This window comes from Ensifer canadensis (assembly GCF_017488845.2).
In the GTDB taxonomy this organism is placed as follows: Bacteria; Pseudomonadota; Alphaproteobacteria; order Rhizobiales; family Rhizobiaceae; genus Ensifer; species Ensifer canadensis.
Genome location: NZ_CP083374.1, coordinates 722359 through 749186, shown reverse-complemented (window position 1 = coordinate 749186; position 26828 = coordinate 722359). Strand labels below are relative to the sequence as shown.

Genomic DNA, 26828 nt, shown 5'->3' with positions numbered 1-26828 from the left:
GATGTCGAGACAAGCCCTGTTCAAGCGCCGATATCGCCGGGACGAGGAAGCAATCCCGTTCCTGCTAAACGGCTTGCCCGAAATCGGACGACGTGGCGACACGGTCATGACGGCCATCCTTTCGCTCGGATCCAGCCTTCGCCGCACCGAATTCACCGGCGAGAACCGCGCAGGTTTCTGCCTGATCGGTGCCTGCCAGGATTGCTTCGTGATGACGGCGGACGGTAGCCGCGTGCGTGCCTGCAGCACGGCGCTGAAACCCGGCATGGCTTTTTTCACGACCACGATGGAGCGCGTCGAGCATGACTGATGCTCTGCCGATCGTGATCGTCGGTGCCGGTCCGGCCGGCATCCGCGCCGCCGAACAAATGGTCGAAGCCGGTATCCGGCCGATTGTTCTCGATGAGGGATTGCGCGCCGGCGGGCAGATCTACCGGCGCCCGATGATCGACGACGGCCGTTCCTACCGCAACCGGTACGGCTCCGAGGCGAGAAAGGCCGAGCAGTTGCACGCGGCCTTCGAGCGGCTCCGCCCGGCAATCGAGTATCGGCCGGAAACACTTGCCTGGAACGTCAGCGGCCAGGAGCGCGGCGGTCACCTCGATATGATGACTGACGGCGTGCATAACCAGATTGCCTTTTCCAAGCTGCTTTTGTGCACCGGCGCCACGGACCGCGTGCTGCCATTTCCCGGTTGGACGAGGCCGGGCGTATTCACGCTCGGTGCCGCCCAGACGGCTTTGAAGGCGCAAGGCTGCACGGTTGGCGACCGACTGGTATTCATGGGGTCCGGCCCGCTGCTTTATCTTGTTGCGTGGCAATACATGAAGGCGGGAGCGACAGTGGCCGCCGTGCTCGATACGGCGCCGTTGCGATCGAAAATTCATCTGGTGTCGCTGTTCGCCCGAGCGCCGCGCATCGTCGCGCTCGGCCTGTTCTATGGCGCTCAACTCCAACTGTCGGGCGTCAAGATCCGATATGGTGTTCGGCCCGAAACGGTCATCGGCGCAGACCGGGTCGAGGGCATCCGCTTTCAGGCGAGTGGCTGCACACAAGAGCTAGAATGCGACGCGATTGCCTACGGGTTTGCGCTGCGCCCGGAAACGCAGCTGGCCGACCTCGCCGGATGTCGCTTCCGCTTCGAGGATCGCGACCGGACATGGTTGCCGGAACGCGACGCCCTGGGCCGCACGAGCCGCAAGGATGTCTACGTCTCCGGCGACGGCAGCGGTATTGCTGGTGCCGATGCCGCCGAGATCGACGGCCAGCTAGCGGCATTGGCAATCCTCAATGATGTGGGCAAGACGGTCGAGGGCGATCGTCTCCGGCAATTGATGGCTGCCCGGGCACGGATCCTGCGCCAGCGCGAAATTCTCGAAAATGCGTTTCCTTTCCCGCGCGACTGGTTCGAGACGGTGCCGGCCGAGACGACGCTTTGCCGGTGCGAGGAAATCAGCATCGGCGAGATCCGCCGCGCGGTCGAGGCCGGGAACATCGGCGAGATCAATCGGATGAAGGCTCTGAGCCGCGTCGGCATGGGGCGTTGCCAGGGGCGGATGTGTTCGGTCGCCGCAACTGAGGTGCTTCGCAGCATCCGCAATGTCGAGCCGCAGGAAACCGGCCGTCTGCGGGCGCAGGCGCCGGTGAAGCCCATTCCGCTCGGGTTCGGCGGTCCGCTCGACAGGGAGGCAGGCCGATGATCCAGCGCATTTCGGCGGATGTGACCATCATCGGTGGCGGGCTTGTCGGCAGTTCAGCAGCGCTGGCGATGCGCAAGGCCGGACTTGCCGTTGTGCTGATCGATAAGGGCTTCTGCGGCGCCCAGGCCAGCGGTGTCAACTATGGCGGCGTGCGCCGGCAAGGACGGCCTCCCGAGCAATTGCCGCTGTCCCAGCGGGCACACGGCATCTGGCCACGACTGAAGGCACTGGTCGGCATTGACGGAGAATACGTGCCGTCCGGCCATCTGAAGCTAGCGCGCACTGAGGCGGATTTTGCTAAGCTGGAAGCCTATGCCGAGATAGCCAAGCCCTACGGGCTCGATCTCGAGCTGGTTGGGGCTGCCGCATTGAAGACGCGTTTCCCCTGGTTGTCGGCGGCAGGCGCAGGCGCATCGCTTTGCCCAGGCGACGGCCATGCCAATCCCAGGCTGGTCTCGCCCGCCTTTGCGCGTGCGGCGGAACGGGCGGGCGTAAAGGTCTTCGAACAGACGCCTGTGCGTGATGTGCGCGCGACCGGCAGCGGATTTGCCGTGCTTGCGGGAGAGAATGTCGAAATTCGCAGTCGTCAGATCGTCAACAGCGCCGGTGCCTGGTCCGATACGTTTGCCGCGCAGTTCGGCGAAAGCGTTCCGCTGACCCGCATCTATCCCTCGATGGTGGTCACCGAGCCGCTGCCGGTGCGATTGCCGGTCAGCATGGGCGAGCAGGGCGGCAGTTTTTACGGACGGCAGGTTGCGCGCGGCAACTATGTGATGGGTGGCGGGCGCGGAGCAGCACTTGCCGATCCCGATTTCTCGCGGCCGTCGGTGACGGCGGCTTCATCGGTCATGCAGCGCGCCATAGCGCTCTTTCCGCATCTGGCCAATGCCCAGGTCATCCGGTTCTGGTCCGGTACGGAAGCGGAGATGCCTGACGGCAATCCGGTCATCGGCGCAAGCCAGACGACGCCCGGCCTCTTCCACGCCTTCGGGTTCTGCGGCGCCGGGTTCCAGATCGCGCCTGCCGTCGGCGAAGTGCTCTTGGAGCTCGTCGCCACCGGGCAAAGCACCACGCCTATCGATGCCTTTTCCATCGGCCGCTTCAGTCAAGTAGCGGCTCAAACTGCAGTCTCGTTGTAAACAGAAAGGGGAATACCATGATTGACCAACGCCTTATGAGAACTTCGGCCCTCGCGCTGCTCGCGCTCGCCGTTCAGCAGACCACCGCCCAGGCGGAAACCAAGACGCTTTACATCGGCATGAATGGCGGCAATTTCGAGCGCGCCTACACCGAGCACGTGTTGCCTCCCTTCGAGAACGCCAATGACGTCAAAGTCGTCATCGTTCCCGGCACCTCCGCCGACATTCTCGCGAAGGCCACGGCTGCCAAGGACAATCCGCAGATGCATGTCATGCTGCTCGACGACGGCGTCATGGTGCGCGCCATTGGCGCCGGGCTTTGCCAGAAGATCGCCGACGATCCTGTGCTTGCTGAAATCCAGCCGGCTGCGCGCCTAAAGGATGACATGGCAATCGGCGTCGACATGGGCATGACGGGCCTTGCCTACAACAAGAAGCTCTTTGACGAAAAGGGCTGGCCGGCACCGAGCTCCTGGATGGATATGGCCGATCCGAAGTTCGAAAATGCGGTGGTGTTCCAGTCCGCTTCCGCCTCCAGTTTCGGCCTGCATGCCTTCCTGATGTTCAACCGCATCCAGGGCGGCGACGAGACCAATGTCGAACCCGGTTTCGAGAAGTTTTCCGATATGATCGGCAAGAACGTCATCGAGTTCATTCCAAGCTCTGCCAAGATCTCGGAGATGGTCCAGACCGGCGAAGCGGCGATCTTCCCGCTGACGCCGACGGCGGTAAACAACCTGAAGGACAAGGGTATACCGGTGGAATACGCCCAGCCGAAGGAAGGCTCAGTCGTTCTCGCCGTAACCGAATGCGTCATCGCCAACAACAGCGAGCCGGAACTCAGCCAGAAGCTTGCCCATTACCTGCTGTCGGCAGAGGCTCAGAGCCTGGCGCTGGACAATGGCAACATCATTCCGTCCAACAGGAACGCCAAGGCCGGTACGGCTGCGGCCAATGAGAAGCTGGCGACCTTCAAGACCAACATGGAAACCGCGAAGGTTCTCGATTGGGATGCAATCAACAAGAGCCGTCAGGACTGGAACAAGCGCTGGAACCGCATGATCGAGCGCTAATGCGCTGAAAATCTCTCCTCGCCAGTTCGGCCTGACATCAAGCGCCTTCCGCTTCCCGGCGGAGGGCGCAGCCGTTTGCGGAACTGTTAGCGCAACACGCCTGAGATCAAGGCGCTTCATGCCTTGGCCTGACCAATTGTATTTGCATGAGCATGCTTTAGAACGCAGGGATGATCGCTCTCACGAAGATACGCGAGTTAGATATTTCACCGGCTGACGCCGGGATCGGGCCTTTGCATCTAAGTGCTGCGAGCGGGCTCGTGTGCCTGGATTCGATCATCTGCGTCATTGCAGATGATGAGCTTCACCTAGGCGTGTTTTCCTTGATCAACGGGAAGCCCGGTCATCTGATCCGCCTGTTTGATGGCGTGTTGCCGGAGTCCAAGGCTGCCCGCAAGCGGCAAAAACCCGATCTCGAAGCGCTCGCACGCCTTCCCGCCTTCCGGAATTTTCCTCATGGCGCGCTATTGGCATTTGGCTCAGGCTCCAGACCCAACCGCCGCAGGGGCGTTCTGCTTGGACTAGGTCCCGATGTCGAGATGCTGATGCCGCCCCGAACCGTGGATCTTTCACCCATTCTTGTTCCGCTCAACGAGGAATTCTCCGAGGTCAATATTGAAGGCGCGGTCGTGGTTGGCGATGAACTGCGCTTGTTCCAGCGCGGCAACAAGAGCCAAGCCGACAACGCGATCATCCGGTTCCCGCTTTCAACAGTACTGGATGCATTGCAGGCCGGGTCTGTCGAAGCCATCAAGCCATCTTCTATCCGTCGGCTAGACTTGGGGGTTCTCCACGGTGTGCCATTCTCCTTCACGGACGCGGCCGTTTTGGGCAACGGCGATATGGTTTTCAGCGCCGTTGCAGAAGATACCGAAGATGCATTCCGTGATGGACCCTGCATCGGCGCTGCAATTGGAATAGCTGACAATAATGGTAACTTGCGTTCGGTGCGTCGCCTTGAGCGACCACACAAGATAGAGGGTATCCACGCTCGATCGGATGGAAGCCGTCTGGACCTCCTGCTTGTCACTGACGCGGACAACCCAGAGATACCGTCAGTGCTTTTTTCCACCACGATGGAAATCTGAGATCCTAAAAATAGGAAGAGAGCCGGGCGGTGCGAAGACCCGACAAGGACGCTGGATCTGCCGGGTTTTGCGTTCACGGTCGCATAATGTATCGTCGGGAGGCGCGATCCATCTCCGCATCGTGCAGGTCTTGAAATGATCGTGAGCAATGCTAGCGGAGCAACGTGTCCTCAGGATCGGGATCGATCGCCTTGCAGACCGCAACGGGCGGTTTGGCGCAGGGCAACCCCGCCCTAACGTGGAGGTTCCCAGTGCCTCTGTTCATTGTGCACCATCAGCATTCGCCCCAAACCTGCCCCGCACGCGATCCGGCCAAGGGCGCGATGCTGCTGAACCATTTGAGCCGGCCTAGCGCCGCTCGCCATGGCGTGGTCATCAAGGGCGAAGCCGTCGTTCGCGGTTCCCATTCACTGTTCTTCATTGCCGAAGCGGCGGATGAGACCGTCCTCCAAGCGTTCTTGACGCCATTCCTTCAAGCCGGTGAGGTCGAAGTGATGGCGGCGTCGACCTGCGCCGGGGTCGTGGCGAGCGGCGGCTGCGATGCACGCCCTGCCGACGTTTCCACCTCGGTGCTCGACCCGGCGGACGCTTGCCAGGACGCCGTTGAGGCGGGGCTCCTAATTCACAGCGTCTATCCGCTGAACGGCGAGACGTCGGTGCAGGACCTCGCGGGCGGGGCAGTCGTGCCCAATGGTCGGTTCTACTTGCGCAATCACTTCGATATTCCGAACCTCGATGGCGAGAGCTATCGGCTCTCCGTCGACGGGCTGGTCGAAAGGTCTTTGAGTCTGAGCATGAGGGACCTTCACAATCTCCACGCTGAGAGCCTCATGGTGACCCTCGAATGCGCTGGTAACGGCCGCAGCCTGTTCGATCCGACCGTGCCCGGCGAAGCCTGGGGCCTAGGCGCCGTCAGCACAGCCGAATGGACCGGCGTTCCCTTGAGCAAGGTGATCGAACGGGCAGGCCCGCGGTCCGGCGCGAGGGAACTTACGTTCCGCGGTGCGGACGGCGGGCTCGTCGAGGGTCACGATGCGCCGATTCGTTTCGAGCGTGGCCTCAGCTTCGACCAGATTCGCGAAACGGACGCGCTTCTCGCCTACGAGATGAACGGCGAGCCGCTGTCAGCAACCCATGGCTATCCGCTGCGGCTGATCGTGCCCGGTTGGTATGCGGTGGCGTCCGTCAAGTGGCTGACCGAGATCGTCGTTACCGACAAGCCCTGCGAGACCCACTATCAAACGGAGAAGTACTGGTACCAGTGGGTGCGGAACGGGCGCGACGAGCGCGCGCCGGTGACGCTCATGAGTGTGCGGGCGCTGATCTCTTCGCCCGATCAGGGGGAGAGCCTACCGCGCGGCGAGACCGCGATCCGTGGCGTCGCGTGGTCTGGTGCCGGGAGCATATCCAGGGTCGATGTCAGCCTAAACAACGGCCCGTGGCGCGAGGCGCGGCTCGTCGGCGAACCGCGGCGCTCTGCCTGGCAATGGTGGGAGCTGATCACGCGACTTGAGCAGACGGGGCCGCTCGCCGTGCGGGCGCGCGCCACCGACATGGCCGGCCGGACTCAGCCTGAGCGCGCCGAGTGGAACCGTCTGGGCTACGGTAACAACTCGATCCACTCTGTGACCGCACAGGTGATCTGAAGCCGAGAGAGCGAGCACACGACGAGACGTCTGGTCAGCAAAACGTCGCCGCGGCGGATGCAGTCGGATGGCCAAGTGCATTTGCAGCGATCCTACAGCGCCGCGCTACTTCTGCGCCTGCCCCGCCGGCATCGGTTTGACTGGCGCTCCGGGGAAGATTTTCTGCAGATTTCCGGCGATCACCTGGTCGCCTTCCGAAACACCCGAGGCCAACCCAATGAGATCGCCGCTGGTCGGGCCGAGGGTGACGAGCCGCTGCTCGACCGTATCGTCCTTGCCGACGACATAGACATACTTGCCGAGCTGGCTCGATCCGAGCGCTGTCTCCGGCACCATCATCACGTTCGGTTCATCCCTGATCTTCAGGCGCACGCGGACATACTGGCCGGGAAGCAGGGTCAGATCGGCATTGTCGATCGTGGCGCGCGCTACCACCGTTCCGGTATTGCCCTCGACCGTATTGTTTATGAAGCTGAGGTCGCCGCGGTAACGCGGTTCCTTGTCGCCGGGCAGAAGCACCTCTGCCTCCACTTTGCCCTTTGTCCGGGCCTTCCGGATGTCGGCGAGTTCGGTTTCGCTCGGGTTGAACGAAACATAGATCGGCGAAAGCTGCACAAGGTTGTTGAGCGGGGTTCCGGTCGTGCTGCTGACCAGTGTTCCCTCCGGCGCCAGGTTGCGCCCAAGCTGCCCGGCAAAGGGGGCGCGGATTTCGGTGTAGTCGAGGTTGATCTCAGCGGTGCGCACCGCCGCCCGCGACATGGCAAGTGCAGCCTCCGCCTGACGCACTGCGCTCTGACGCTGGTCGAAGCTGTCCTTGTCCAGATATCCTGTCGTGGCAAGCTCGTTGCCGCGCGTGAGATTGGATCGGAGATAGGCGAGTGACGCTTCGTCCCTTTCGACCTGGGCCTTTGCCTGATCCAGTTCCGCCCGATAGTCGCGTGCGTCGATCCGGTAGAGGAGATCGCCGCCCTGAACATCCGAACCGTCCGCAACCGCCTGTGACTCGATATAGCCGGTGATCTTGGCGCGAAGCGTCACGTTGCGGATCGCCTCGGTCCGTGCGGAATAGTCGAGATAGATGGGGATCGTTTTCTTGACGACAGCCGCGACGGGAACGGGCATGGCCTGTTGCGGCGGTGGGGCGGCCCCGGCATCGCCGCCTTTGATCTCGAACCCGCCATTCCTGTAGTGGTAGGCCGCAGCAAGGCCGCCGATTATGACCACTGCGGCAAGGACCAGTCTCGAACCACGCATGTTAGGCTCCAATCCTTATTCCGCCGCCTCCGGCTCGTGGCTCTGGCCGACGGGCTTTGAGGAAAGTCCCTCCCGCCATTGTTCGATGACCGCGTAGAAGACCGGGACGAAAATGAGTGTGAGAACGGTCGCCGCGAGCATGCCGCCGAACACGGTGGTGCCGATCGACTGGCGGCTGGCAGCACCGGCGCCCTTGGCGTACATCAGCGGCAGCACGCCGAGGATGAAGGCAAAAGCTGTCATCAGAATCGGGCGCAAGCGCAGGCGCGCCGCTTCCGCTGCTGCTGCCACCACATCCAGCCCTTCCTCGCGCCGGCGGCGCGCGAACTCGACGATCAGGATGGCGTTCTTGGCGGCAAGTCCAACCAGCATCACGAAACCGATCTGCGAATAGACGTCGATCTGCATTCCGCGAAGCCACAGTGCCGACAGCGCGCCCAGAAGCGCGAGCGGTACCGAGAGCAGCACCATGAACGGCATCGACCAGCTTTCGTACTGGGCGGCCAGGATCAGGAAGCAGAAAACGAGCGCGAGTGCAAAGACGAGCGCGGCGATCGAACCTGCGCGGATCTCCTGATAGGTAATGCCGGTCCATTCGAATGTGTAGTCCCGCGGCAGCGTCGTACGGGCGACCCGCTCCATTGCCGCTGCCGCCTGGCTTGAACTGAAGCCGGGTGCTGCCGCGCCGTTGATCAGCGCAGAGGGATAGTTGTTGTAGTGGGTGATGGTCTCTGGTCCGACCGTCGACTTGAACGAGCCGAGCGTGTTGAGCGGCACCATTTCGCCCTGGCTGTTGCGCACATAGAACCGGGAAAGATCGGTGGCCGAGGCCCGCGCAGCCTGATCGGCCTGCAGCGTCACGCGGAAGGTGCGACCGAACAGGTTGAAGTCGTTGACATAGAGCGAGCCGAAATAGATCTGCAGCGTGCTGAAGATATCCGGCAGGTTGAGGCCGAGCAGTTTCGCCTTGTCACGGTCGAGATCGTAGTCGAATTGCGGGCTCGACGTGCTGAAGGTGGTGAAGAGCTGGTAGGGATTGATCTCCGGCTGTTTGCGCGCCTCGGCAATCAGCGCCTGGGTTGTGTCGCTGAGCGCCTGTGCACTGCGCCCGGCGAGATCTTCGACCTGAAACTCGAAGCCACCGGTCGCGCCGAGCCCCTGGATCGACGGGGGATCAAAGGCGAGCACAAGCGCGTCCGGGATCTGCAGCAATTGCGGCTGCACCGCCTCGCGCAGCGCCGAAGCGCCTTGTGCCGCGGGACGTTCATCCCATGGCTTCAGAACCGCGAATTGCACGGCGGAATTCGACTGGGCGGCGAAGGACAGGAAATTGAAGCCGACGACGGAGCCGACGAAATCGACACCTGACGTGCCGCGCAGGATCTCTTCGGACCGCCGCGCGACGGCCTGGGTGCGTTCGAGCGAGGCGCCGTCGGGAAGCTGGATGACGACGAAGAAGTAACCCTGGTCCTCGACCGGCAGGAAGGTCGACGGCGTGCGCTGCCAAAGCGCGTAGGTCGAGCCGATGGCGATGAGGAACAGCGCAAACAGCGCCCAGCGCCAGCGCACGAGCCCGGCTATGCTGCGTGCATAACCATCCGACAGTGCGTGAAAGCCGGTGTTGAACCAACGGAAGAACGCAAAGCGCGGCTCGCCGCGATAACGCAGGAAGGCGGCGCTGAGCGCCGGGCTGAGGGTCAGCGAGTTGAAGGCGGAAAAGGCGACCGAGATCGCGACCGTCAGGGCGAACTGGTTGTAAAGGCTGCCGGCAACGCCCGGGATGAAGGCGACCGGAATGAAGACCGCAAGCAAAACTGCGGTGGTCGCGATGATCGGGCCTGTCACTTCCTGCATCGCCTTGCGCGTAGCGGCAAGTGGCGGCAGGCCGGCCTCAAGCTGACGTTCGACGTTCTCGACGACGACGATCGCGTCGTCGACCACGAGGCCGATGGCGAGCACCATGCCGAGCAGGCTCAGCATGTTCAGCGAAAAGCCGAACAGATACATGACGACCAGCGTCGCGATCAGCGACACCGGGATGGCGATCGTCGGAATGATCGTGGTGCGCAGGTTCTGCAGGAAGATGAAGACGACGAAGACGACGAGGGCGAGCGCCTCGAGCAACGTAAACACCACATCCTCCATCGCCGCCGAGACGAAGCGGGTGGTGTCGTAAAACATGTGGTAGGCGATGCCTGCGGGGAAGCGCTGCGACAGTTCATCCATTTTGGCCTGGACGCGGCTTTGCAGGTCGAGCGCATTGGAACCGGGCGCCTGGAATACGGCGAGTACGACACTTTCCTTGCCGTTGAAGGTGACCGACGACGAATAGAGCAGTGCCCCGAGTTCGATGCGCGCCACATCGCGCAGCCGCGTCGTCGCCCCGGTCGTCTGGTCGGCCCGAAGCACGATATCGCCGAACTGCGCCGGATCGCTCAACCGGCCGAGCGCGTTGATCTGCATCTCGAAGGGTGTCCCGGCTGGTGCCGGCGATTGCCCGATCTTGCCGCCTGCGACCTGGATGTTCTGTTCGGCGATGACGTTCTGCACGTCGACGGCGGTGATGCCGAGATTGGCCAGACGGTCGGGATCGAGCCAGACGCGCATCGAATAGCGACGCTCGCCGAAGAGCTGGACGTCGCCGACCCCAGGCAGGCGCTTCAATGGATCGAGGATCTGCAGGTAGGCGTAGTTGCTGACGGAGGCGAAATCGACCGAATTGTCGGGCGAATCCAGGCTCACCAGCACCGTGAAGTTCGGGATTTGCTTGGCAATGGTCACGCCGGTCTGGTTGACGAGCGCGGGAAGCGAGGATGCTGCCTGCGAAACGCGGTTCTGGACGTCGAGTGCGGCGACGTCGATCGGATAGCCCACTTCGAAGGAAATGATGATCCGCGACGAGCCGTCATTCGAACTCGTCGAGGTCATATAGAGCATGCCCGGCACGCCGTTGATCTGTTGTTCGAGCGGCGTCGTCACCGTATCGGCGACGACCTGGGCGCTGGCACCCGGATAGTTGGCGGCAACGACGATCTGTGGCGGCGTCACATCGGGAAACTGCGAGATCGGCAGCAGGAAATAGCAGATGCCGCCGGCAAGCGTCGTGATGATCGCGATCGCCGATGCGAAGATCGGCCGGTGAATGAAGAAGTCGATCATGGCGGGATCGATCCTTGCAAGGCGCCATTGTGAAGGGTCCACGGGGCGTCATTTTGGTAAAGTGCCCCGCGATTGGAGCGTTCGAAGGGCTGAATGTCTGCGGCAGCGATGCAGGAGGCATTTCGGGAGATCCCGAAAACGGGCAGGCAGACGTCTGCCACGCGGACCTTGCGGTCAGCGGTGCGGTTCTTCGCCTTCGGCCCATCCAGCATGCGCATCGTAAGGCTCCAGCACGAGATCACGATGGGCCGGAGCGACCCAAATCTTGAACGTGATCGAAACTTATAAGTCTGTGCGGTGTGCACTCTGGCTAAAAGACGCCCGACGACCGCGCCCACCGACATTACGCTAGAAATTTTTCTGCAGTTACCGCTGTGTCCCGGAAGCCCTCGCGACAAACGGCATTCCTCGATGCGCCGCTGGCGAAAATGTTACTGGTCGGTAACATCGTCGCATGTTATCTGTCGCCAACGGGTCGTCAAGGGGCAAGTTTTTCCATGCCGACGACGTCGGGCCGAATGCGATGACCACGGATTCCCGCAAGCAACCACGTGTTTCGCCGCGCGATCGCCTCGTCGAGGCGGCCCGCCAGCTGTTCCGCAGGCACGGCATTCGCGGGATCGGTGTCGACGCCATCGCCGATGCCGCCAGCAGCAACAAGATGACGCTCTATCGTCACTTCAATTCGAAGGACGAACTCATCGTCGAATGTCTTCAGCGCGCGGGAATGGAGATGGACGGCTTCTGGCGGGAGCTGGAGGACGCCCACCCCGGCGACGGGCTGGCGCAGCTCAGGGCCTGGGTCCGGCGGATCGCCGAGCACCTCGGCGACGACGATTGCCACTGCGAAATGATGAGCGCCGCCGTCCAGCTGACGGACGAGGACCATCCCGGCAGGTCGGTGATCCGGAAGTTCAAGGATGCGCAACGCGATCGCGTTATGGAGCTTTGCCGCAAGGCCGGTGTCGCCAATGCGGAACTGCTCTGCGACACGTTGCTGTTGTTGATCGAGGGCGCGCGTGTCGCCCAGCAAAGCAGCGGGGTGCAGGGGCCGAGTGCCCGCTTTGCGGAAATCGCCGACGCGGCGATCTTGTCGCTTTCCGGGAGCGGTGCCGTCCGCAGATAGCGGCGCGTTGCCTACCGCTCCGCAGGCTATTCGGGATGGTGGCTGTCGATCACGAAGACGTGCTCGTTGTCGATGCGCGCAGCTCCGGCGATGTGAGGGTGGTCGCTCCGAGCCAGCCTGTACGCGGATAGGTGATCAGCCAGCAGACATGCGGCAAGGCGAACTGCCGCGGCAAAGAGCGCCGGCCTGTCTTCCGCATGTGAAGAGTGACGCAGTCATAACTTCCCGAACGCCACGCCTCTCCAACCCCAGCCGGTCCGATGAGCGGCTTCAATTAGGGGCGTCTTTATTTCGGTGGTATTGAAGCGATATTCGTAAACCTTGCCGTAGGACAAATCTTCCTTGAAGGCGAAGGCCATGTCGAAGCTTTTTTCCCACTTTCGACCGCGAAACGCATTAGCGCTCAAAGTAAGCGTGGGCACGCCAGCGCGCCATTCGACGGACCATTCCTGATCGACGGCGCGAACTTCGCAAACGGCAGCATCGAATTTCATCAGCACCTTGAACACCCTTTGCAGCCCAGCTTTGGCAAATAGTTCGTACCAGCGGGCATCAGCGATCTTCCATTCGGCGACGAGATCGACGCCTTCCGGCTTGCCGTCACGAATGATGAACGGCGCAGTCTTTCTATTGATGGCGAGAAGATCATTGCGAAGCGCTGTCGTGGATTGGCGGTCCACCCCATTCGGCGCCGGTTTATATCCTGTCAGCCAGTCGAACAATTTCACGGGAGGTTCCTCAATCAGGGCACTGTGGACAATCTCTACAGTGAGACACATTTGCCAGGCCCGCTAGGAGAACAGATAAGAACAACGTGCACGGCTTTTGCACACCCCACTAACGAGAAGGCATGATGCAGGGATTTCGATCTGTCGGCGGCTTGCAACGTTTCATCTCGGTCTTCTCGGCAGTCCGAAATCTCTTCGTCTAACCGCACCAGAAACACTCAGCCCCAGCCACCCACATTCATCGGATCCGCACAATGGCGCGCAGTGGAAAGCCGTGTCCGGCGCAACTATCTGAGTTCATAGACAAACGCTTTGTCGGGCGTTGATGAAACAACGTGACAGTGCCGGTGAACGTGCTCCGGCAGGGTTACCGCGTGAGTTTGCAGCAACGACACTTCTGCTTGAATGGCGCAAAATCGCCCGCACGCTGGTCAGGCAGGGCAGATGAGGTGGCCGAGGGCGCGGGACCGAGCGGGCACGACGTGACCACGCCCAAAAGCGGTCTTTCATCCGGTCTCGCTGGCGAAAAACATCTGTGAATGTGGGAAAATGCGCGCATATTAGCCCAACGATAACGACATCGTGCGCCGCAGGAGCGTTCACCGCTGTGGATCGAAAGCTTGCAGCCATCCTTTCAGCCGATGTTGCCGGCTTCAGCCGCCTCACGGCGCTGGACGAGGAGGGTACGGTTCGCGCACTCGATCTATGCCGCGGTCGGATTGACGAAATGGTTAGCGAGCATGGTGGCCGTATCTTCGGTAGCGCAGGCGACGGCCTTGTCGCCGAGTTCCCAAGCGCTGTTCAGGCCGTCCGGTGCTCAGTAGAAATCCAGCGCCGTCTCTTCAGTCTCACAGAAGCCCTCCCACCCGATCGCCGCTTGGAATTCCGCATCGGCGTCAATCTGGGTGACGTCGTTGTGTCGGGAGACGATCTGCTCGGCGACGGCGTCAATATCGCGGCACGCGTGCAGGAGATCGCCGCTCCGTCAGGCATCTGCATTTCCGCATCGGTGCGCGAACATCTTGACGGCAAGGTGCCGTTCGCGCTGACCAGCCTCGGCGAGCGGAGCTTGAAGAATATCCCCCGGCCAATCTTCGTCTTCCGGGTCGATTGGCAGCAAGATATGCCTGTCGGAGGCAGCATAGCGTCCGCGCCATTACTTGTGGCCCGCCGTGACAAGGACCAGCCGTCAATCGTCGTCATGCCCTTCGACAACCTCAGCGGCCAGGGCGACGAATACTTCGTAGACGGCGTTGTAGAGGAGATCACCGCCGCGCTCTCGCGCGTTCGGGATTTCTTTGTAATCGCGCGACAGTCCGCATTCACCTACAAGGGACGCTTCGTCGACGTGCGTGAAGTCGGCAGGGAACTCGGCGTCAATTATGTGGTCGAAGGCACCGTTCGCCGGGGCGGCGACCGGCTGCGCATTTCCGTGCAACTGGTCGATGCGGAGACAAGGACCCAGTTCTGGTCCGATCGTTACGAGGGCGCGATTGAAGATATTTTCGAGTTCCAGGATCGGATCGCGGCGCAGGTGGCAGGCGCCATTCATCCGGTCATCCGCAATGCAGAGATCGAGCTGGCCAAGCGCAAGCCGCCGACCAGCCTGCGGGCCTATGATCTCGTTATGCGCGCCTACCCGTACCTTTGGGGCCGCCGCAAGGATACCAACAACCAGGCGATCGAACTGCTTCAGCAAGCGATCGCCGTCGATCGGAGCTATGGTCGCGCGCATGCACTTTTGGCGTGGTGCCACGCCTCAAACGCCTCCTACCTATGGACAGAACAACCGAAACCTGATCTGGAAAAGGCGCGCGCAGCGGTCGAAGCTGCAGGCTCGATCGGCGATGATCCAACCGCGCTGACTGCCGCCGGCGCGGCAATGAGCATCTGCGGCGACCAGCAGCGCGCCACCATCCTTATCGAAAAGGCGCTTGCGCTTGATCCAAACAATGCCTGGGCATGGGCGCGCCTGGGCTGGATCGCGATCTACAAGGGCGAAGCCACTCGCGCGCCGGAACGCTTCCAGCGTGGGATGACCCTGAGCCCAAGAGATCCGCTCACATTCAACATGAGATTAGGGATGGCCTTTTCTTTGGCCATGGAAGGTTCTCTATCCCAGGCCATCGCGATAGCCCAGGAGGTCATCAACAGCTATCCTGACGTGACCTGGTCCTATCGCCATCTCGCCGCCTGGTCGGCGATGAGCGGAGACCTGGAGACCGCCCGATGGGCCGCGCAGAAGCTATTGGCGGCCGAGCCAGGCTTTACAATCGAGTGGTATCGAGCGCTGCCCTGGTTTCAAAACATACCGCATTGGGAAGAGAAGATGGCCGAGGGTTTGCGGCAAGCAGGTTTGCCCGAACGCTGATCGCCGATCGAGGACATGCGCGGTCCGTTCTCGGCGGTGGATTTGCTCTTTTGGCGGAGCCGGCCAATGTCTTGGAAAGGGCGAGAGCGGCTAAGGTCTGGTTCTGGCGCGTTTGAGGCGATGAGCGCATCAGCCGCTCAGCATGACTGCTGCATCTATCCTTAAATCCTATTCGATTTAAGATGCAGCAATTCAAAGTGCTGCAGCGAGCTTTGCATTCAGTTCTAGTTTCGCGCGTCGACAGGCGTGTGCAGTGAAGCCCCCATCTTTTCGGCCGCTGCCCGCAGACGCTTGTCTCTGGTCCATAAGGCCGCACGCTGATCAAGGAGAACCGAGGCCAGCAAATGGGCCTCAGTGTAGCCAATGCCCATGCTGAAAATGTCGTGGCGATCGATCATCGTCATGACTTCGTCGTGTGTTGCGACGAACGCTTCGCGCTGAGCGGCCAGGAAAGGTATCACGCTCCCGCGATCCCGAAGCCTGCCAAGCGCCAGTTCGCCAATCACAGCCGGATGGCAGAGTAGGCCATCGTCCTCAATAATCCTACGCAGCTCTATATCGACATGGCGGAAATGATCAATCCAGATAGAAGTGTCTGCAAGTATCACTTGGCCGCTGTGCTCCGGCGGCGTGGGGCTGCCTCCGCATCGGGCATAGTTCCTCCGAGCGCGATGAGGCGTTTTCCCGACTCCACACGAACAAACGTCTCCAACGCTTGGCGGACTAAAGCGGCGATTTCTTTTGTACCGGTGAGGGATCTGGCTCTTTCCATGAGAGCGTCGTCGAGGTCGATAGTCGATCGCATTATCTGGTTTCCTAATTCTGGCATTATAAATAGCACCATTTGGTGCTGAATCTACGCCTGGTTCCCACTCTGATACGCCCGGCGCAGGCCATCAACTTAGCTCACGTGCGCACGAGACCCACGGCCGCCAACGCGCAGCAGCTTGCACGCATTTCTGGGTTCCACCCACCTTCGTCGCTGAGGAAGTATGTAGCCTACGGCGTTCACGGGCGGTGTGCGGTGTCGGAAACCCTGAATTCAGCTTCGACATCTCTCGCACTTGGCACTGGCAGTCCGACCCGTCGAAGCGCTGCGATGATGCGCATGCTGTCCTTCTGCGGCAGGTTTCTCTTCCTGTTCTCGGCCACGATGTTGGGCAGATAGTCGGGGCGCATGTTCATGAACACCTCGCCCTCACGCTTTGCGTCTGCCAACAGTCCGGCCTCAGAGTAGATGACCGCCGCAACGCCATGGAAGAGCGGAAATTTCTTCAGGTCGGCCTTGCGGATCAGCCGCACAGCCTTCTCATGATCCTGGAGCATGCAGGCGATCAGAGCGCGCGTCCCGAAGTAATATCCGGCTCCGCCTGGATTGAGCTTGATCGCACGATCCAGCAGTTCCGCACCACGCTCCCATTGCCCCGAGAACGCGACGCGCGTTCCGAGCTCTCCGAGGAACTCCGTGTCGTTCGGGTTGGCGGCGAGCGCCTCCTCGCCGACCTCGAACGCCTCCTTCGGCTCGTTATTGAAGAAGAGGGCCGTCATGAGCGCCTGCAGGGCGCGCGTGTTGTCAGGTTCGAGTGAGACCGCCCGCCGCGCCGAACCGAGCGCGCGCTCCATCGCGGGAACCTTGTCACTCTGCGGGTTGAACTGGAATCTGCCCTCGTCGAGTTGGACAATCGAGAGCATCGACCAAGCTGTGGCGTAGGCCGGGAAACGCGCCAAGGCGCTCTCTAGGCAGTCGCGCGCAGCCAGGTGTTCTTCCGGGGCCAGCTTCTCGCGGTAGGCGTAGAAACGCAGCATACAGTCATGGACGCCCACATCGTCCGGCGGCGGGTTCGCCGCCAATGATTTCGCGATGATGCCGTAAGGCTGGGCTATGGCCGTAGCCACTTTGCTGGCGACATCGGACTGGATGGCGAAGAGTTCGTGGGTGTCCAGATCCTCGTCGTAGTCCTGCGACCACAGGATCGATCCGTTGGAGGTTTCGACCAGGCGCACTGTCACGCGAACCTTGTCCCCCGCAACGCGGACCCCACCTGCGAGAAGGTAGTGCGCGCCCAGTCCATCGCGAACCTTCGATGTCTCGATATCGGGAGGCAGTGACTTCGATGTCTCGCGGCCGAAGACCATAATCTCCTTGAAGCGGGGGAGGGCGGTGAGAAGCTCCTCGGTCAGCCCGACGGCATAGCGTGCAGCCTGCGGGCCATCGCCCAGGTCCGCGAAGGGTGCGATCACGAGTGTCGGCTCGTCCGGAATCTGCCCGACGGAACGACTGGAGGCTGCCCCCGTCAGACCGCCTGCGTAATAGCCAAGTCCGGCGCAAACGAATGCTACAAACACGGCCAGCACGGGCCAACCGAGATGCCGCCATGTGAAGGCCCGGCGTCCGCCGCCGTCTTCGCTCAGTTCATCGTCGGCCGCCTCTGCCGGCGCCGGCGCGTCATTCCATGTAAAGGTTGGCACGTAGCCACCCTTGGGGATGTCAATGCGGATCGGATCGTGTTGGCCTGCAGTAAGATAGTAGCGTTCGATGACCCGGCGCAAACGTCCGGCCTCGATCCGCACGATGGGATCGTCCTGAGAGAAGTCCGCGCTGCGGTTGAACACCTCGATGGCAACCGAATACGCCTTGAGACGGTGCGCCCGGCCTGCAAGCGCTTCCTCGGTAACATACTTCAGGAAGGCAGCGCCGCGTCCACCACTAGGAAATTCGCGGCTGGACATAATCCGCACAAGTTGCGCCCTGACCTCCTCATGGGTCGGGTAGGGGCGCTCTGCCCGATCAACCGGCGACGACACCGAGGTCTGCATGCATTCTCCTCACCGGTCACAGAACGCGAGCAGTTTTTGCTTGTATTGGAATCCCTTATGCAACCTACCTCCCGAAGGGCATCTCGTCCACACTTGAAAGAGGTTTCGCAGCCGTAAAGTGTGGCGCTGTCGAGACAGAACCACCGGGAGAAATATAGGGTGGTGAACAGTGTACGATATTGCACATCCTCTCGCTCCGCAGCCAACCACAGCACGGCGAGCTTCGGCCGGAGTCGGCATGGTGCGGTCGCCATCATCGGTAGGGCCGCAGCCGTGGCGGTGTTCTGAACGTGCTTAACGAGCTTCATGAGTTCCGTCCTGGTTGAGGGCGTAGGCGAAACTTCGCCTGGCCGACTCCTGACAGGGCGCATCACGCGACATCGTCGCGATTTCCTCGGCATGTTGCTGTAGGTTACGGTGTGGCGGCGGCGGCCGGGGAGGGCACTCCGACGCGGATTGCCTTCGAGAAGTCGGGCGACAATCCGTCCGCCCGCGCCCGCTCATCGATTTTGGAAATCTCTCGCAACTGGGCAAGCGGCATCGACGTGTCGATGGCTCCCCGGTCATAGGCGTAGTCGGGAAGATAACCGTTGACGATCAGCCGCCAGTCGAACGGGACCTTGTCTCCGGCGACTCGCATCAGCTTGGCGACGGTCGTCGTGCAGTTCGTCGTGATCGAATTGTAGAACTGCGGAGTCCGGGCGAGAGCGTTGGCCTCGGCCACGTATTCGAGTAGCAGATTTCGTGCCTGCTCTGGACTGGCCCTCAGCCGATAGACTTGGACGTCCTCGCCACGCACGTTGGAGCGGACGCCGACAACGTCGCGTTCGTCCGCGGCAAGGATCACCAGAGGGTCGTTCTTGAAGAGATCGGCAAGAGGAGAAAACGCGCCACCGACCTTGTGGCGTACCTCGATCGACCAGGCGAGTTGCTCTCCGTCTTCGAAGCCGAAGCTGAAGATGACATGTGCGATCTTCGGCCCCGCCCAGTATGACATGAACAGGTCGACGGTCTTCACTTTGCTCACATCGTAGGTCCGTGTCGTCCAGCGCTCCGTGAAGTCGGAATTGCTTCGCCACCCGAAGTCCCGGACATCAGTCAAGGTCAGCGAATTTCCGTCAATGCTACCCGTGACCTGCCGGGCGACATCCCGTGCCCATGCTGCGTTCGCTTCCGGCTTGATCGAGCTCCACCAGAAGAGAACAAGGGCGAAGACGCCAGCGAACGAAAGGATGGCCCTCACGCGCAGCCGGCTGGCAAGCGCCGCTACAGTGAAGAGACCGAAGACGAGGAAGACGCCAGCGCCAATTGCCCGTCCGGCATCAGGCAGGGAAAGGCGAAACCAGAGGGCCAGGGAACCCCAGGCTGTCAAAGCCGCCACGATCAGCGCGATCGCGAAGATGAGGATGATCGCCATCAAACGAGGCATGTTGTTCCTTTTCTGTAGCCGCTGCTGTGCCGCGTTGATGCGGAGATCGCGCGTTCAACGGGCGGCAGGGAATGGCACGACCTTGTCAAGATCCAGCATGGTGTGGATTTCCTTGCCAAGGCCATCTATGAGTTCAAGCGCCTCGGCGTACCGCTCGTCTCGCTCCGGAGCCGTGGACGACTCCCAGTCCCGCACGAGTTGGTCCGCGATGGAAAAATCGTTGCACAGTTCTCGAAAGCTTTCATTGCGGGAGGCAAGCGCGTCGATCTCGCGCGCCTGCCCGGGAAATCTGCGCTTGGCGAACGCCGTATCGTATTCCATTGCATCGCCCCCGGACAGGCGACGTGAGGGGTTCCCTCACATCCGCGCAGTCGTCATGAAGATGGCACAGAATCCGGACGACGCCATGTAGGTTACCGTAACATACGGCGAGTTTCTTGCGGCTGGCAGCGGATGTGTGGTCCAAATCGGACATCGGCCCTTGGTGGGCCCAGCCATGCGAGGACGTTGCCGTGAAACCCATCCTGATCTCCGTCACAGCGCTACTAATGTCGACCGGACTGGCGAGCGCAGCCGACCCGATCGTCGGAAACTGGAAGACGACGCTCGGCGACACCGCCGCGATCGAGCCGTGCGGCGGCGGCTTCTGCATTACGCTGAAGAGCGGCAAACACGCAGGCGAGAAGATCGGCACGTTTGAAGGAGATAGCGGCAGCTATTCTGGCAAGATCACCGATCCTGACGCGAAGAAGACCTACAACGGAACCATCAGCGTCTCTGGCGACACGGTCACCCTCAAGGGCTGCGTGATGAAGATAGTCTGCGAGTCGCAGAAATGGTCACGCCTTTAGTCCGCGGGACCAGATGATACGGTAACATACCGGCGTTTCTGTCGGGACCTGCGGTTCTCGCACCGGGATTAAATTCCGGTGATCGGCCGGGCAAGTGGATCGGGCACAGCGGCTTGACAGGGCCTCGAAAGGGATATCTCGCGCTACAGCGCCGCGCGCCCTATTAGACGCGAAAAGGTCGCTGTCGCACTTTGACTTGCTGCATGCAGCTCTCGCAGCGGCAGCTCCTTCGGCTGCGGCCGACATCTCGGGGCCGGGACCGACCGTCATTGACAACGTCTGGAATAGGTCACGTTAGACGGGGCCGGCGGGCATGGCGACATCGGCGTGCGCGGCCTCCGCGTCAGGCGCGGTTGAGATCTCGCCTCTGGACGTGGTCGAGGATCAGGACGGTGCGATTGCGGGATCCTTTCAAGCGGTCGGTCGAATTTAATCTGATGCTGAGCGTAGCGCCGCAAGTCCGGCGGGTCCAAGAACGTCTTCACTGCGTGTGGAGCGGCGAAAGTTGTCGAAGTAGAGCGACCATTCGCCTTGGGCTGCCGAGCGGTACGGGCCGAACTTGAAATACTGCCGAGAGCCAAGCCCATGTTCTTCATGCCCGATATGGCCTCGGACCGTCACGATCCAGCGGTCGTTGGCGAAGAGTTCGATATGCCCTGTTCCATCCGGTCCCGGCTGGGTCATCACTGCAAAGTCAATCCATCCACTATGCGGCGTCGGCAGCTCATTACCCCGGTGGATGACGGTGATGCGATCCGTGTAGGCGGTGAACAGGCGCCCGTCCTGTGGCTTCCAGCCAGGGTCGGTGGCAACCAGCGCACGCATCTGCCGCTTTTCCGGCCGCAGAAAAACCGGCGTGAGGGCCGATGCGTCGGTCGACAAAGAAGAGCGCCGACAGATCACCGGAAAAGTGGTCTCAACGGTCGCAAACAGTCGGCCGCGAACGAGACGAAGCGCCAGGAACGGACTGAAGTCACCCCTCGCCTCCGGACCGATCTCGCGCTTCCATTGGGCGATCACATGGCGGTGGTCCCCTTGCGGGATGGGATCGGCAAACCTGACGGAAAAGCCGTACCAGACCGCCTTCTCATAAGGTACGCGCAGTGTCGTGCGTTCCCACACCTCCGCCCGCTCGCTTCGATCGTCTTCGCCCTCCCAGAGCGGTCGGACGCTTAGCTTCAACGCGCCGGCACTACGAAAGGTGACGTCGCGCTGAAATTCGACTGAGCCTGCACGTTGCTCGACATTGTCGCGGTAATAGAGCCCACCCATAGGCGAGAAGTTGTCGCCTTCGAAGCCGTCAACAAGGTTGGCTTCCCAGGACAACGGCGTCGCGGCGTCGCCATTCCCGTCAGGTGCGTTGCCAGCGGTATCCAATTCGACCTCCTCCATACCATCCATACTCGCAAGGCATTTCGTGCTTAAAGCTCCGTTCCTATCTTGCGACAGTCCATTGCGAGCCTCCGGTCAGCGATGTGGTCGTTGCACCGGGTTAGGTAGCAGCCGTTGTTTGACTTCAATCGACCGGCCCCACCGCAGACGTCACACGTGTGGTAGGATCGCTCCGCAATCTCGCGGTAGATCACACCAAGCGCGGCGGCTACTTCTGCCGACGGCCGATAGCCATTCGTCGGACTGAGATAGCAACGGAGACCACCCCATTTTTCCTCTATTTGCCGAATGTAGAGCTTGGAAAGCAGCCCGTGTTTGGCGAGGAAGACTTCGACACGCCGTACATACTCTTCGATTAATTCGTTCCAGCCCGTGTTCGCCGTTAGGAAAAGGGACCAAGCCTCCTCGCTCGTGCTTGGATCGAAGAGGCCGGCATAAGTTTGGCGAAGGTACACGAGGAACTCCGCATGTGTCATGCAGCGGCTCCTTTCGTATGAACCCGGGTTGGGAGGGACGGTCAGCTGCTGAGACATCCCGACAACCTCACCTCGCATAATATTCATGACGATCCCTCCAAAAAGATCCAATTTTGTCACGAAATGAAACTAACTCAGTCGATGTTGCCCACGAGGTGACGGCCGCCACAAGTTTGGTCGTAAACGCCCACAGCATCGCCACGCGATGGCGCGGCGATGCTGGTTCTGACGCAACCGGCAGGGACAGCGAGACCCCTGACTACAGGATGAAAAACCAATCACTCATGTTACTTCACGAGACCGAGGTTCACGAGCTGAACGCGTCGATTGTCGGCAGCCTTCGGGTTCGCCGGATCTACTGGCCATTCCTCGCCGACGCCGATCGCGAACAGACGGTCCGGCGCGACAGCGAATGTCGTCGATAGGGCCTCCGTAATCGCATTCGCCCGCTTCTGGCTGAGATCCAGATTGTGCTTGGCATCGCCCGTTGAGCTCGTGTGTCCGACGACAAGGAATTTGTAGCGCCGCAGGTTCGGATGATGCAGGGCGTCGGCGATCAGGCCGACGGTACGATAGGATTTCGGTTCGATGGCGACGGAATCGTTCTCGAAGTCGATCTCGACGATGAGCTGCGACAGCTGCGAAAGTTTCTGCCAGTTAGGAAGCGCGGCGACGCCCTTGCCTGCACTCGCAGCCGCTTCTTCCACAAGCAACGCGATGTCTACGGCGGGAGCGGCTCCCGCCAGTCTGTCGAGCGTGCGCACGACCTGCGGGCCGCTCAGGTCCTGCGAGAATGGGTGGCCGGGTGCCAGCAGCAGTCCGGCGGCAAACATCGTTGCAAGTCGAAAGCTCTTCATGATTCTGTGTCCCTTCAACATTGTTCACCGCCATCCGGCATCGGTGATAGCCTGGCCGCACTGGCCTTCCTTCACGCGTGTCGCCTTGTTCAGGCAGGCAAGAATGTTGCCCTCGCCTTTCACGTCGCCGCAGTACTGAGCGACGTAATGCTTGCAGATCGTCGTGAACGACTGCTGGGCGGCAAGGCGCTGCTCGATCGAGGCAGTGACGCCCACCAGTGTCGCCGTGCAGGTGGGCGAGACCTTCGCGGCATGCTCCACCAAGCAGTTCTGGATGCGGCCGTTTCCGAGGTTCAGGCCCTTGCAGAACTTCTTGATGTCGGATCCGCAGTCGCTGGCGAGCGTGCTCACCGCATCGGCGAAGCTGATGGTGTCGGCACGGGCCGCGCCCGTCAGCGCGAGGAACGCGACCAGCGCCCCTCCTAACAGTCTGGTTCTCATCGACATGCTACCCCCATAGTGAACGGTTGATCGCCGGAGAAACTCCCCGCACACATCTGTTGCGCTATCGGGGGCGCGAGGGGAAGTATGTTACGGTTACATTGATCGTAGGATACGGCTTCAACGAGCCGCAACCGAGCTCCGGCTAGAACGTCACGGCCAGTTCGCGTGAATGTCCACGAACCATTTGTCGTTGATGCTACCATGCATGGCAACGAGACGACCGGCTCGACCGAGCGCGCCAACCGCTACGGTCGAACGCCCGGGAACAACGCTGAAATGCGCACGAAATCGAATTGCGTAGGCTGCTGAAGACTTGGTCGCCGGAGCGCCACCGGAACGCAAATGGTTCGTGACACTTGGCGCGGCTTTCAAAGCGGTCTCGGGTGGTCGTTGAGCAGTGCGCAGACGGAACTGAGTTCGCCCGTGACGTCATCAACGTCATTCGCCGCAGCTCCGGATCCGGAGCTGGTCGCTGGACGGCCCATCGACATACCCGGTCGCGACATGCCCGCGATCTTAATTTTGCTGCAATGCAACACAAACATTAGCGCTTACTGTTTGGCCGGGACTGTGGGGTCAAGAACAAGGTTTTGTCACCAAAACCTCGTCGCCATTTAAGGATATCAGATGTTCGACACACCCAAATCCAAATCGAACGACCTGGAAACCATAGCCCGCAGCGGCGGGGCGTTCCGCCGCATGGCTGCACGCGTACCAACCTATCTAACGGACGTGCGGGAGAATCCCGCCTGGCTGCCGATGTTCCTGCTGGCGCGGACAATGCCGTTCCGCAAGGCCCACTGGCTGACCGCCAAACCCGTGCGCTCCACTGACGACGCTACGCCTTCGATGTTCGGCAACCTTCAGGCGGAGGCAATCGCGACCGAACTCAGGCGAACCGGCATCTTTGCCGGTCTGACGCTGCCTGCGCCGATCCGCGAGGAAATCGCCCGGTTCGGCCGCGAAACGCCGTGTTTTGGCAACTTCGAGCGCAAGGTGGAGTTTCTCGCCGATGAGCACGCGGACGCCGAGCGGCGTTTTGGCCGCACGATACTGAGCGGCCATCATTTCGAGCGGGTTCTGCAGTGCGATGCCGCTTTGGCCGTGCAGCGGGACCCATTGCTCCTCAACGTCGCAAGGCACTATCTCGGCGGCCAAGCCACACTCATCACGACGCGAACTTGGTGGAGCTTTCCGACGAAGTCTGCTTCAGAGGCCGATCTCAGCCGCGCCTCGTTCAAGTTCCATTTCGATCTCGACGATTGGCGGATGTTGAAGTTCTTCTTCTACCTCACCGACGTCGATGCGGACGCCGGGCCGCATGTTTATGTGCGGGGCAGCCACAACCGCCGACGTGTCAAGCATCAACTGACGCTACTTGTCGGGCATCCGGCAGATGAGGTGCTGGGCTTCTACGGTGAGGACAGTGCCATTACCATGATCGGAAACGCGGGTACGGGTTTTGTGGAGGATCCTTTTGGCTTTCATATGGGAACATTGGCAAAACAGTCGCCGCGCCTGATGATGGAAGTTGGATTCGGCGTGTCAAAGCCGTCAAACCGCCGCTATCATGGTGAACCCGTCGTGCGGTGAACGAAGACGCCAGATTGGTTACGGTTGGCGCACTCCTGCCGGACCTTCGTCTCGTTCTGGCTCCTAAGAGAAACGACTGTCCAAGCTAGATTGGGAAGCTGTCAGGCAACCTCGAGGTGAGAGCCTATCGCCCCATGCGAGATCGCGGGCGCCTGCTTTTGCACGTGGGATGCGTTAAGTCGGCGCGCCACTATGTCGTGGTTGAGCCACTGGACGGGACCGGAGGGATCCGAGGTTTCGCCAAAAATCAGCTGCCCGGTCGCCTCCACCACGAGGGCACTCAGGTGGTCGCTGATCATCGCCTTGCCGTCCCGATGCATCTGCGTGATCTCGTTGGACGTGCCGATGGTCAGATCGGATTGTGCCTGGCTGTTTGCCATGGGCCACGCCGAGAAATCATAGAACGGACGCATGACCTCGTTGGCCTGCATATCGGTAATTTTCTGGATGACATCCGTCATCGTGAAGCCGTCTGCCAGAAGCCGCTCACATGCCTGCCACTGTTCTTCGGCCCATTGACCGCCGTTTTCCTTCTTCAAGGCGAGCAGCAGCGGTATCAGGGGAAGCTCGATACCCGTGAAGACGTCGGAGGAATTGGTCCGGATTTCAGGGCAGTTATAAACGGTTGCCTTGATACCCGCCGCCCAGGCTTCCTGCGTGATGCCTTCGAGCCGCATCTTGGCGTAGCCTTGGGTGTAGTTGGTGTAAGTCTGCCAGCGATAGCTGCCGTCGATCAGGACCGCCGTTCCATGGTAGCCGTAGGCCGTGTACCGGACCTGACCGCCCGATGCCTCCACACGTGCGCGGATCGCCGAACTGGACTCGATGAGGTGCCGAAAGGTGATCGCGGAGACTTCGTCGAAATTCTGCAGGATGAGCTTGCCCATATCGCTATCAAGCAGGGCTTGCGATGACATGTGGCGGGGACCACGCCCCTTGTAGACCCGATTGGCAACGACCAGGAATACCTTCGCCTTCGGGATGCCTCCGGCCATCGTATGGGCGAAAATGACATTGCGGCCGTCGGCAATCATTCCGTCGAGAACGGCCATGACCTGTGAAAGCGAATTCGTGAAGCGCGAAGTGGCAATGTCCCGGCACTGCTGGATGTAGTCCCAGTCGAGCCTGTCCTGTTCCCAACTCTCCAGTGTCATATTGGCCAGGAGATCAGTCGGAGTGGGACCACCTGCCGGAGCGTCGAGATCGAAGCCGGCCATAAGGGGGATGTTGATGATCCTGCCGCCCAGTCGCTCTTCGGCGGCAGAGAGTTCCTCGGCGTCCAGAGGTCGCAGTGCGTTGTTCTCGTCGCGGCGCCCGACCGTGATTCCCACGATCTGCATGCCTGCCTGTCGGGCTTGGTCGAGCAAGCCAGTTGCGTATCCGCGGCCGAACAGTTCGCCGAAAAGGACGAAAACATCACCTTTGCGAAAGACGTTGTTCTCGGCAAGGCGATTCAATGCGATCGGGTTTTCCATACTGTCAGCTCTTTGGTCCGTTCGTCGTCGAGCGGTGAGTCGGACGACCTTCAATCGTTACATGACCGGACTGATCCGTAATGGGAAGTCATATTAAGTGACCGTTCATTTCAAAACGTGATGTGCCGCCGGGGATCGCTGGGCGCAGTGGGTCGACATTCAAGGAGATCCGGCGACGATCTTGGGGCTGAGGTTGCCTCTTGTCGCCAT

The 26828-nt window shown here is 61.0% G+C and carries 24 protein-coding genes and 1 pseudogene; 11 read left to right on the top strand and 14 right to left on the bottom strand.

The window, feature by feature from the left end; translation table 11 throughout:
* Position 1: 1 nt before the first annotated feature.
* From J3R84_RS36845 to J3R84_RS36820, 6 genes are all read left to right on the top strand, one after another.
* Complete coding sequence (locus J3R84_RS36845) at positions 2-310, top strand: (2Fe-2S)-binding protein (protein WP_057206739.1); 309 nt, start codon at positions 2-4, stop codon at positions 308-310.
* Positions 303-1700, top strand: a complete 1398-nt coding sequence (locus tag J3R84_RS36840) for an FAD/NAD(P)-dependent oxidoreductase (protein WP_203528522.1) — start codon at positions 303-305, stop codon at positions 1698-1700. Before J3R84_RS36845 ends, J3R84_RS36840 begins: the two co-directional genes overlap by 8 nt.
* Positions 1697-2839, top strand: a complete 1143-nt coding sequence (locus tag J3R84_RS36835; RefSeq protein WP_203528521.1) for an NAD(P)/FAD-dependent oxidoreductase — start codon at positions 1697-1699, stop codon at positions 2837-2839. The genes J3R84_RS36840 and J3R84_RS36835 overlap by 4 nt, the downstream gene beginning before the upstream one ends.
* Positions 2840-2856: 17 nt before the next feature.
* The gene (locus J3R84_RS36830; RefSeq protein WP_057206745.1) at positions 2857-3912 is read left to right on the top strand and encodes an ABC transporter substrate-binding protein; all 1056 of its coding nucleotides are present in this window, start codon (positions 2857-2859) and stop codon (positions 3910-3912) included.
* A 170-nt stretch (positions 3913-4082) separates the two neighbouring features.
* The gene (locus J3R84_RS36825; RefSeq protein WP_057216445.1) at positions 4083-5000 is read left to right on the top strand and encodes a DUF6929 family protein; all 918 of its coding nucleotides are present in this window, start codon (positions 4083-4085) and stop codon (positions 4998-5000) included.
* Between the two features lie 251 nt (positions 5001-5251).
* Positions 5252-6646 (top strand): sulfite oxidase, encoded by a 1395-nt coding sequence (locus J3R84_RS36820; RefSeq protein ID WP_203528520.1) that lies wholly within the window; start codon positions 5252-5254, stop codon positions 6644-6646.
* 105 nt (positions 6647-6751) lie between these two features.
* Here J3R84_RS36820 and J3R84_RS36815 read toward each other — a convergent pair whose 3' ends face one another.
* The 3 genes from J3R84_RS36815 to J3R84_RS36805 are packed head-to-tail and all read right to left on the bottom strand — an operon-like array spanning position 6752 to position 11277.
* Entirely contained in the window at positions 6752-7900 is a 1149-nt protein-coding gene (locus J3R84_RS36815; RefSeq protein ID WP_203528518.1) for an efflux RND transporter periplasmic adaptor subunit, read from the bottom strand.
* Between the two features lie 15 nt (positions 7901-7915).
* Positions 7916-11059 (bottom strand): efflux RND transporter permease subunit, encoded by a 3144-nt coding sequence (locus J3R84_RS36810; RefSeq protein ID WP_203528517.1) that lies wholly within the window; start codon positions 11057-11059, stop codon positions 7916-7918.
* Positions 11056-11277: a hypothetical protein gene (locus tag J3R84_RS36805; RefSeq protein ID WP_203528515.1), complete on the bottom strand. Its 222-nt coding sequence runs from the start codon at positions 11275-11277 to the stop codon at positions 11056-11058. Before J3R84_RS36805 ends, J3R84_RS36810 begins: the two co-directional genes overlap by 4 nt.
* Before the next feature lie 305 nt (positions 11278-11582).
* Between J3R84_RS36805 and J3R84_RS36800 the strand changes: the two genes are divergently transcribed.
* Positions 11583-12185, top strand: coding sequence for a TetR/AcrR family transcriptional regulator (locus J3R84_RS36800; RefSeq protein WP_203528513.1), 603 nt, complete (start codon positions 11583-11585; stop codon positions 12183-12185).
* Between the two features lie 215 nt (positions 12186-12400).
* Here J3R84_RS36800 and J3R84_RS36795 read toward each other — a convergent pair whose 3' ends face one another.
* Positions 12401-12913 carry a hypothetical protein gene (locus J3R84_RS36795; RefSeq protein WP_057216459.1) on the bottom strand — a complete coding sequence of 171 codons (513 nt, stop codon included), beginning with the start codon at positions 12911-12913 and terminating at the stop codon, positions 12401-12403.
* Between the two features lie 113 nt (positions 12914-13026).
* Between J3R84_RS36795 and J3R84_RS36790 the strand changes: the two are divergent.
* A pseudogene (locus J3R84_RS36790) lies at positions 13027-13208 on the top strand (IS6 family transposase); the annotation flags it as partial.
* A gap of 312 nt (positions 13209-13520) precedes the next feature.
* Positions 13521-15284 carry an adenylate/guanylate cyclase domain-containing protein gene (locus J3R84_RS36785; RefSeq protein ID WP_203528511.1) on the top strand — a complete coding sequence of 588 codons (1764 nt, stop codon included), beginning with the start codon at positions 13521-13523 and terminating at the stop codon, positions 15282-15284.
* Between the two features lie 224 nt (positions 15285-15508).
* Here the strand turns inward: J3R84_RS36785 and J3R84_RS36780 are convergent, their stop codons facing one another.
* The 5 genes from J3R84_RS36780 to J3R84_RS36760 all read right to left on the bottom strand — a co-directional run bounded on the left by J3R84_RS36780 (position 15509) and on the right by J3R84_RS36760 (position 19851).
* A complete protein-coding gene (locus tag J3R84_RS36780) occupies positions 15509-15892 on the bottom strand; it encodes a type II toxin-antitoxin system VapC family toxin (RefSeq protein WP_057216466.1) in 384 nt (127 codons plus the stop codon).
* Positions 15889-16089, bottom strand: a complete 201-nt coding sequence (locus tag J3R84_RS36775; RefSeq protein ID WP_057216469.1) for a type II toxin-antitoxin system VapB family antitoxin — start codon at positions 16087-16089, stop codon at positions 15889-15891. Before J3R84_RS36775 ends, J3R84_RS36780 begins: the two co-directional genes overlap by 4 nt.
* A gap of 203 nt (positions 16090-16292) precedes the next feature.
* On the bottom strand, positions 16293-18101 hold the full coding sequence (locus J3R84_RS36770; RefSeq protein WP_057216472.1) for a hypothetical protein: 1809 nt from the start codon (positions 18099-18101) through the stop codon (positions 16293-16295).
* A gap of 412 nt (positions 18102-18513) precedes the next feature.
* Positions 18514-19530: an Lnb N-terminal periplasmic domain-containing protein gene (locus J3R84_RS36765; protein ID WP_203528509.1), complete on the bottom strand. Its 1017-nt coding sequence runs from the start codon at positions 19528-19530 to the stop codon at positions 18514-18516.
* Between the two features lie 54 nt (positions 19531-19584).
* Positions 19585-19851 (bottom strand): hypothetical protein, encoded by a 267-nt coding sequence (locus J3R84_RS36760; protein WP_057206766.1) that lies wholly within the window; start codon positions 19849-19851, stop codon positions 19585-19587.
* A gap of 227 nt (positions 19852-20078) precedes the next feature.
* Here J3R84_RS36760 and J3R84_RS36755 point away from each other — a divergent pair, with 227 nt between their 5' ends.
* A complete protein-coding gene (locus J3R84_RS36755) occupies positions 20079-20381 on the top strand; it encodes a DUF2147 domain-containing protein (RefSeq protein ID WP_057206768.1) in 303 nt (100 codons plus the stop codon).
* Positions 20382-20810: 429 nt separating this feature from the next.
* Here the strand turns inward: J3R84_RS36755 and J3R84_RS36750 are convergent, their stop codons facing one another.
* The 4 genes from J3R84_RS36750 to J3R84_RS36735 all read right to left on the bottom strand — a co-directional run bounded on the left by J3R84_RS36750 (position 20811) and on the right by J3R84_RS36735 (position 23553).
* A complete protein-coding gene (locus J3R84_RS36750) occupies positions 20811-21758 on the bottom strand; it encodes a polysaccharide lyase family 20 protein (RefSeq protein WP_373688535.1) in 948 nt (315 codons plus the stop codon).
* A gap of 44 nt (positions 21759-21802) precedes the next feature.
* Positions 21803-22249 carry a hypothetical protein gene (locus tag J3R84_RS36745; RefSeq protein ID WP_156408050.1) on the bottom strand — a complete coding sequence of 149 codons (447 nt, stop codon included), beginning with the start codon at positions 22247-22249 and terminating at the stop codon, positions 21803-21805.
* A gap of 287 nt (positions 22250-22536) precedes the next feature.
* Positions 22537-23106, bottom strand: coding sequence for an OmpA family protein (locus J3R84_RS36740; protein WP_057206772.1), 570 nt, complete (start codon positions 23104-23106; stop codon positions 22537-22539).
* 24 nt (positions 23107-23130) lie between these two features.
* Entirely contained in the window at positions 23131-23553 is a 423-nt protein-coding gene (locus tag J3R84_RS36735; protein WP_057216480.1) for a cysteine rich repeat-containing protein, read from the bottom strand.
* A gap of 624 nt (positions 23554-24177) precedes the next feature.
* Between J3R84_RS36735 and J3R84_RS36730 the strand changes: the two genes are divergently transcribed.
* Complete coding sequence (locus J3R84_RS36730; protein WP_057216483.1) at positions 24178-25143, top strand: phytanoyl-CoA dioxygenase family protein; 966 nt, start codon at positions 24178-24180, stop codon at positions 25141-25143.
* Between the two features lie 101 nt (positions 25144-25244).
* Here J3R84_RS36730 and J3R84_RS36725 read toward each other — a convergent pair whose 3' ends face one another.
* Positions 25245-26618: an enoyl ACP reductase FabMG family protein gene (locus J3R84_RS36725; protein ID WP_203528507.1), complete on the bottom strand. Its 1374-nt coding sequence runs from the start codon at positions 26616-26618 to the stop codon at positions 25245-25247.
* Positions 26619-26828: the final 210 nt, after the last annotated feature.

What these genes read in the sequence shown, in the direction of transcription:
- J3R84_RS36845 (WP_057206739.1), top strand. Translation starts at nt 2, where the DNA reads ATGTCGAGACAAGCCCTGTTCAAGCGCCGATATCGCCGGGACGAGGAA.
- J3R84_RS36840 (WP_203528522.1), top strand. Translation starts at nt 303, where the DNA reads ATGACTGATGCTCTGCCGATCGTGATCGTCGGTGCCGGTCCGGCCGGC.
- J3R84_RS36835 (WP_203528521.1), top strand. Translation starts at nt 1,697, where the DNA reads ATGATCCAGCGCATTTCGGCGGATGTGACCATCATCGGTGGCGGGCTT.
- J3R84_RS36830 (WP_057206745.1), top strand. Translation starts at nt 2,857, where the DNA reads ATGATTGACCAACGCCTTATGAGAACTTCGGCCCTCGCGCTGCTCGCG.
- J3R84_RS36825 (WP_057216445.1), top strand. Translation starts at nt 4,083, where the DNA reads ATGATCGCTCTCACGAAGATACGCGAGTTAGATATTTCACCGGCTGAC.
- J3R84_RS36815 (WP_203528518.1), bottom strand. Translation starts at nt 7,900, where the DNA reads ATGCGTGGTTCGAGACTGGTCCTTGCCGCAGTGGTCATAATCGGCGGC.
- J3R84_RS36810 (WP_203528517.1), bottom strand. Translation starts at nt 11,059, where the DNA reads ATGATCGACTTCTTCATTCACCGGCCGATCTTCGCATCGGCGATCGCG.
- J3R84_RS36805 (WP_203528515.1), bottom strand. Translation starts at nt 11,277, where the DNA reads ATGCGCATGCTGGATGGGCCGAAGGCGAAGAACCGCACCGCTGACCGC.
- J3R84_RS36800 (WP_203528513.1), top strand. Translation starts at nt 11,583, where the DNA reads ATGACCACGGATTCCCGCAAGCAACCACGTGTTTCGCCGCGCGATCGC.
- J3R84_RS36775 (WP_057216469.1), bottom strand. Translation starts at nt 16,089, where the DNA reads ATGCGATCGACTATCGACCTCGACGACGCTCTCATGGAAAGAGCCAGA.
- J3R84_RS36770 (WP_057216472.1), bottom strand. Translation starts at nt 18,101, where the DNA reads ATGCAGACCTCGGTGTCGTCGCCGGTTGATCGGGCAGAGCGCCCCTAC.
- J3R84_RS36765 (WP_203528509.1), bottom strand. Translation starts at nt 19,530, where the DNA reads ATGCCTCGTTTGATGGCGATCATCCTCATCTTCGCGATCGCGCTGATC.
- J3R84_RS36760 (WP_057206766.1), bottom strand. Translation starts at nt 19,851, where the DNA reads ATGGAATACGATACGGCGTTCGCCAAGCGCAGATTTCCCGGGCAGGCG.
- J3R84_RS36755 (WP_057206768.1), top strand. Translation starts at nt 20,079, where the DNA reads ATGTCGACCGGACTGGCGAGCGCAGCCGACCCGATCGTCGGAAACTGG.
- J3R84_RS36745 (WP_156408050.1), bottom strand. Translation starts at nt 22,249, where the DNA reads ATGACACATGCGGAGTTCCTCGTGTACCTTCGCCAAACTTATGCCGGC.
- J3R84_RS36740 (WP_057206772.1), bottom strand. Translation starts at nt 23,106, where the DNA reads ATGAAGAGCTTTCGACTTGCAACGATGTTTGCCGCCGGACTGCTGCTG.
- J3R84_RS36735 (WP_057216480.1), bottom strand. Translation starts at nt 23,553, where the DNA reads ATGTCGATGAGAACCAGACTGTTAGGAGGGGCGCTGGTCGCGTTCCTC.
- J3R84_RS36730 (WP_057216483.1), top strand. Translation starts at nt 24,178, where the DNA reads ATGTTCGACACACCCAAATCCAAATCGAACGACCTGGAAACCATAGCC.
- J3R84_RS36725 (WP_203528507.1), bottom strand. Translation starts at nt 26,618, where the DNA reads ATGGAAAACCCGATCGCATTGAATCGCCTTGCCGAGAACAACGTCTTT.